This is a genomic window from Aliterella sp. E5.1, from assembly GCF_057473825.1.
In genome coordinates, this window is record NZ_JBYCCV010000172.1 from 1 (window position 1) to 4,487 (window position 4,487).

The following is a 4,487-nucleotide window of genomic DNA, read 5'->3' on the forward strand; positions in this document are numbered from 1 at the left end:
GTAACTCCTGATCAGGAGTTACCAAGCGACGTTTTGGGAAGAAACCTTCTTCCCAAAAGCTCGCGCCGCTATCCATCTCCTCCCTGCCTGCGGCGAGGAAGGGGAATTCCGCGAAAACCAAGTTAAATTTTCCCAAGCTGTGTCTAGTTCTTGCCTGTCAGCACCAATTTTTTGTTGCTGTTGTTCTAGTTCGTGTCTCTGCACCTCTAGGCTTTGCCCATGCTCTAGCTCTAAACTAATTTTTTGTCGATCTGCTGCCAAAGATTGCTGTTCTTGTCGCAAATTTTCTTGAGCTAATTCTAATTGTTCGCGTCCGCGCTGCATCTCTTGGCTGTGCCTCAGTTTCCATTTTGAAGCAATTCATTTCCTCACTTTGATAATTCAAAGATTCTCGCCATAACTTAATTTCTTCTTCTTGATTTTGGAACGCCTCTAGTTGAGAAGAAAGTTTTTGCAAAATGTGGGGCAATTGATGAGTTGCGATTTCAATCTCTTGCACTTGTCGATGGGCATTTAGCTCAACTATGACTAGACCTCCCAAATTGAAGTTGTGAGGTTGCTCTAGAGCGATCACATCTTCTCCGTGTACGGAAAGCCAACTTTGTCGCGATTTTTGCAAAGCTAAGAGTTTGAGTTCTGACCTTGGAATACCTCTAAACCCAGTTTTATCCCTCTGCACTTCTGCTAGATAAATCACATTGACTACCTCTGACCTGTTATTAAATTTACCTGCTCTTAATTTAAAGCAGGTAAATTTGGGTGTAAAGGTCGTTGACACAATAGGTAAAGCTTAGGCTTTACTTGCTTGAGCTAAACGCCGATTAATCTCATCCCAGTTGAGTACATTCCACCAAGCTGTCAAATAATCAGCGCGACGGTATTGGTACTTAAGATAATAAGCGTGTTCCCAAATATCGTTGCCCATAATTGGGTAATTGCCATCAATAAGCGGGCTATCTTGGTTGGGTGTGGTTGTAATTCTTAGTTTGCCATCATTACGCACCAGCCATACCCAGCCGCTACCAAAACGTCTAGCGCCTGCTTCGTTAAATTGTTTTTTGAAGGTAGCAAAGTCGCCAAAGTTGGCTCTAATTGCTTCAGCAATCGCTCCTGTGGGTTCTCCTCCGCCTTTGGGCTTCATGATATTCCAAAACATTGTATGGTTGACATGACCTCCGCCATTGTTGCGGACAGTAGTACGAATAGGCTCTGGTACACTGCTCAGATTAGATAGCATCTGCTCGACACTTTGGTTTTTGAGGTTGGGGTACTTCTCTAAAGCAGCATTTAAGTTTTTTACATAAGTTGCATGGTGGTTATCGTGATGAAACCGCATGGTTTGAGCATCAATGTGTGGCTCTAAAGCATTGTAAGCGTAAGGTAAAGGTGGTAAAGAAATACTCCTACTTCCAGGAGCAGATTGAGCTACGGCTACATCCATCAACCCTGATGAGCGCCAAGAGTTTAAGGCAAAAGCTCCGCCTGTGGCTCCTAGCAAAAATATGAGTTTGCGTCGATTTAAAGTCATAAGTTTAGTAAAAGTGCGATCGCATTTTGTAAGAGCAGACAAATTCAGTCATGAATCATACTGCTACAACTCTATGCTATGGCACAAGGTAACTAGGAAAATCTACCTTTTTAACAGTTTTTAAGCTAATACCCAAATTTTTTAGCCCTCTTTAATTGTCAGGGTTTGTTTTAGCCCAAAGCGCCCTAGTGACTTGACAGTAGATGCGATCGCCAGAGAACTCAATCTTTTAATTCAATAATTGTTAGTTTGGGTTTTCAATTGGGAATACTATCAACAAGCATTTTAATCAATGTATTATGAACAATTTACAATTGCAAAATTTCATTAAATTGATTGCTAAGCATACAGGCTTGCACATCCGCGAGCAAGACAAACAAGCTCTCTGCAACAAAGTAAGCAATCGGATTGGAGCGCTCAACCTTTCCACACCAGAGCAATACTATCAACTATTAGATACAAATATTAATAAAAAATCGACTTTAGAAACCCCAGGCGATCGCGAGTGGAAAGCACTTACTCTTTTATTGACTACTGGAGAAAGCTACTTTTTTCGGGATAAAGGACAAATAACGCTATTAAAAAATCGCTTGCTACCACAAATAATCGAACATAAAAAGCGCGATTGTTCCCTCCAAAAAGCACTGAAACCATCGCTAAGAATTTGGAGCGCAGGTTGTTCTACTGGTGAGGAAGTTTATTCTCTAGCTGTTCTTGTTAAAGAATTAATTCCTGACTTGCACAAGTGGAATATCTTGATTTTGGGTACAGATATCAACTTAGAATCCGTAAATAAAGCCGAACGGGGAATTTACGATTCTTGGTCTTTTCGCATGGTAGAACCAGAACTTATTCAGCGTTATTTTAAACCACGTCAGCAAAGCTGGGAAGTTAAAGAAACAGTTGCTTCTATGGTAAAGTTTCAACCAGGCAATTTAATCAAAGATAACTTTCCTCACCCTACTTCTGATATCCATAGTATGGATATTATTATTTGCCGTAATGTTTTTATTTATTTTGATGCTAATTCTATTTCCCTAGTATTAAACAAGTTTTATCATACTCTTAATACCACAGGCTATTTACTTACTGGACACGCAGAATTGCATGGTCAAAACCTGGGTAAAATGCAAACAAAAGTTTTTCCTGAATGTTTAGTGTATCAACGAGAAGATTTACTCCTCGATAAATGCGTTACACCAGTACAATTATTACCTGCTTCAATCAATATAAATAGAGAGCGAATAGTTACCTCAATACCAAAAATTCAAACTTCTCAACTTACTGTAAAAAATATTACATTGCCAGCAACTATAACTCAGGCACAAATACTATTTCATCAAGAAGAATATACCGCCGCGATTGCAGAAGCGGAGTTAGTAATAAAACAACACCCATTTCATTTTGAGGCGTGTTATCTCCTTGCGCAAGCTTGGGCAAATTTAGGCAAATCTGAACAAGCGATTTGTTATTGCGAACAAGCAATAGAGATAGATCCTCTTTCCCTATCTCCTTACTATTTATTAGCCCATATTGCCGAAGAGAAGGGAGATGCGACTAAAGCTAAAAAGTTATTGCGGAAAATTATTTATCTTGTCCCTACTTCTATTAATGCCTATTTGGAACTTGGAGACATATATCAACGTGAAGACGACATGATTAGAGCAGAAAAAATGAGAGCTACTGCTAGGGATTTGCTCAATCAGCTACCAGATATGTTTTTGGTAGAACCAGGTAAAAATACTGGCAGTGAATTGATGGTGCAAGTCAATAAACTGCTACAAAATTATCCTAAATAAATATTATTCAATTTAGTCTCAAAGTTTTTACTGAAAATTTAGTTAAGTATCATTTTGATGCTGAATTTCTAATGAATTTCTGATCAAGAAACTACATCAATTAAAATCTAAGCTATAAGTAATAGCACCGATAAAAAATTATTAATCCCCAAATCCCCGTAGCTTTACAGATAGACTTGTAAACTCAATCGATATATTAATAGAATCAGAAAGTAGATTATGAATAATATTATTACCGATAACTTAACTAGATAGTTGTCTCGTCAAAAATATGATTTCAAACTTTTATCAAGAGCAGCAATTACCGACAGTTTTAGAGGCTTTCAAAACCGAGCATAGTAGCGGCATTTTGTATTTAGATGTTGATGTAAGTTCCTCAAAAAAAAAGAGATCCCGCATCTTAGTGTTGCGAAATGGTCAGATTGTCTATGGGGATGTAATTTTACCTACCAATAAAGAACTTGTCCAAATTCTCGGACAAAAATTAAACCGAGAATAGTCTGAAAGTGCGATCGCCATAGCAACTCAAAAAGCAGCAAATAAAACTTCTATTCGGGCGCTTTTAGATCTGCTTGTAAAAATGCGCCTATTTACTTGGGAACAAGTGGAAGCTTTCATTCATACGCAAATAGTTCTGATTTTAGAACAGGTTTTACCCCACTCAGGACACTATCGACTAGATAATACCCTTGAGTTCAATCTTTGTCATGGCGAAGATTGTCACGGCTTAGATTCAGCTAAATTAATTGCTGATGTCAAACACCGTCAGCAGCAGTTGTCGGCGTTTGCTCCTACCATACCCTCTATAGAAGCAATTCTTCGTTTTTACTCTAGCAGCGCGGATAAAATTACTAATCCCACAGTCCGTAAGCATTTAGAGCAATGGGTAGATGGAGAACGGAGTCTGATTGATATTGCGGAAGGCTTAAATAAAGATGTTTTGCAAGTCGCACAATCTTATTTACCTTGGATAAAAGCTGGTTGGGTATCAATTGCTAATATAGCAATCCTGAATGGTTCATGAAAATGCACCATACATGAATATCTTTGGGAAATTAAAAATTTGTCGGTGAGTTACTAGCTCAAACAAGCGCTTGACAGCAAAGAAAGATTTACACAGATGATAGAACTCTCGGATAAACCTCTTTGCTTGCAACCAC

General features: G+C 38.5%; 6 protein-coding genes and 1 pseudogene. 3 read left to right on the plus strand and 4 right to left on the minus strand.

Annotated elements, in window-relative coordinates:
* Nucleotides 1–18: 18 nt before the first annotated feature.
* From AC2VE5_RS24200 to AC2VE5_RS24210, 3 genes are all read right to left on the minus strand, one after another.
* Nucleotides 19–261 carry a hypothetical protein gene (locus AC2VE5_RS24200; protein ID WP_486890182.1) on the minus strand — a complete coding sequence of 81 codons (243 nt, stop codon included), beginning with the start codon at nt 259–261 and terminating at the stop codon, nt 19–21.
* Nucleotides 236–697 (minus strand): hypothetical protein, encoded by a 462-nt coding sequence (locus tag AC2VE5_RS24205; RefSeq protein WP_486890183.1) that lies wholly within the window; start codon nt 695–697, stop codon nt 236–238. Before AC2VE5_RS24205 ends, AC2VE5_RS24200 begins: the two co-directional genes overlap by 26 nt.
* Nucleotides 698–790: 93 nt before the next feature.
* A complete protein-coding gene (locus AC2VE5_RS24210) occupies nt 791–1,528 on the minus strand; it encodes a superoxide dismutase (RefSeq protein ID WP_486890184.1) in 738 nt (245 codons plus the stop codon).
* A 299-nt stretch (nt 1,529–1,827) separates the two neighbouring features.
* Between AC2VE5_RS24210 and AC2VE5_RS24215 the strand changes: the two genes are divergently transcribed.
* The 3 genes from AC2VE5_RS24215 (at nt 1,828) to AC2VE5_RS24225 (ending at nt 4,351) form a co-directional block, all read left to right on the plus strand.
* Nucleotides 1,828–3,327: a CheR family methyltransferase gene (locus AC2VE5_RS24215; protein ID WP_486890185.1), complete on the plus strand. Its 1,500-nt coding sequence runs from the start codon at nt 1,828–1,830 to the stop codon at nt 3,325–3,327.
* Between the two features lie 271 nt (nt 3,328–3,598).
* Nucleotides 3,599–3,826 (plus strand): hypothetical protein, encoded by a 228-nt coding sequence (locus tag AC2VE5_RS24220; RefSeq protein ID WP_486890186.1) that lies wholly within the window; start codon nt 3,599–3,601, stop codon nt 3,824–3,826.
* Nucleotides 3,827–3,907: 81 nt separating this feature from the next.
* The gene (locus AC2VE5_RS24225) at nt 3,908–4,351 is read left to right on the plus strand and encodes a hypothetical protein (RefSeq protein ID WP_486890187.1); all 444 of its coding nucleotides are present in this window, start codon (nt 3,908–3,910) and stop codon (nt 4,349–4,351) included.
* Here AC2VE5_RS24225 and AC2VE5_RS24230 read toward each other — a convergent pair.
* Nucleotides 4,346–4,487 (minus strand): annotated as a pseudogene (locus tag AC2VE5_RS24230) (IS630 family transposase); the annotation flags it as partial. The gene AC2VE5_RS24225 and the pseudogene AC2VE5_RS24230 sit on opposite strands and share 6 nt — an antisense overlap.

Excerpts from the sequence above, each read along its gene's own strand:
- AC2VE5_RS24210 (WP_486890184.1), bottom strand. The coding sequence starts at position 1,528 with ATGACTTTAAATCGACGCAAACTCATATTTTTGCTAGGAGCCACAGGC.
- AC2VE5_RS24215 (WP_486890185.1), top strand. The coding sequence starts at position 1,828 with ATGAACAATTTACAATTGCAAAATTTCATTAAATTGATTGCTAAGCAT.
- AC2VE5_RS24220 (WP_486890186.1), top strand. The coding sequence starts at position 3,599 with ATGATTTCAAACTTTTATCAAGAGCAGCAATTACCGACAGTTTTAGAG.
- AC2VE5_RS24225 (WP_486890187.1), top strand. The coding sequence starts at position 3,908 with ATGCGCCTATTTACTTGGGAACAAGTGGAAGCTTTCATTCATACGCAA.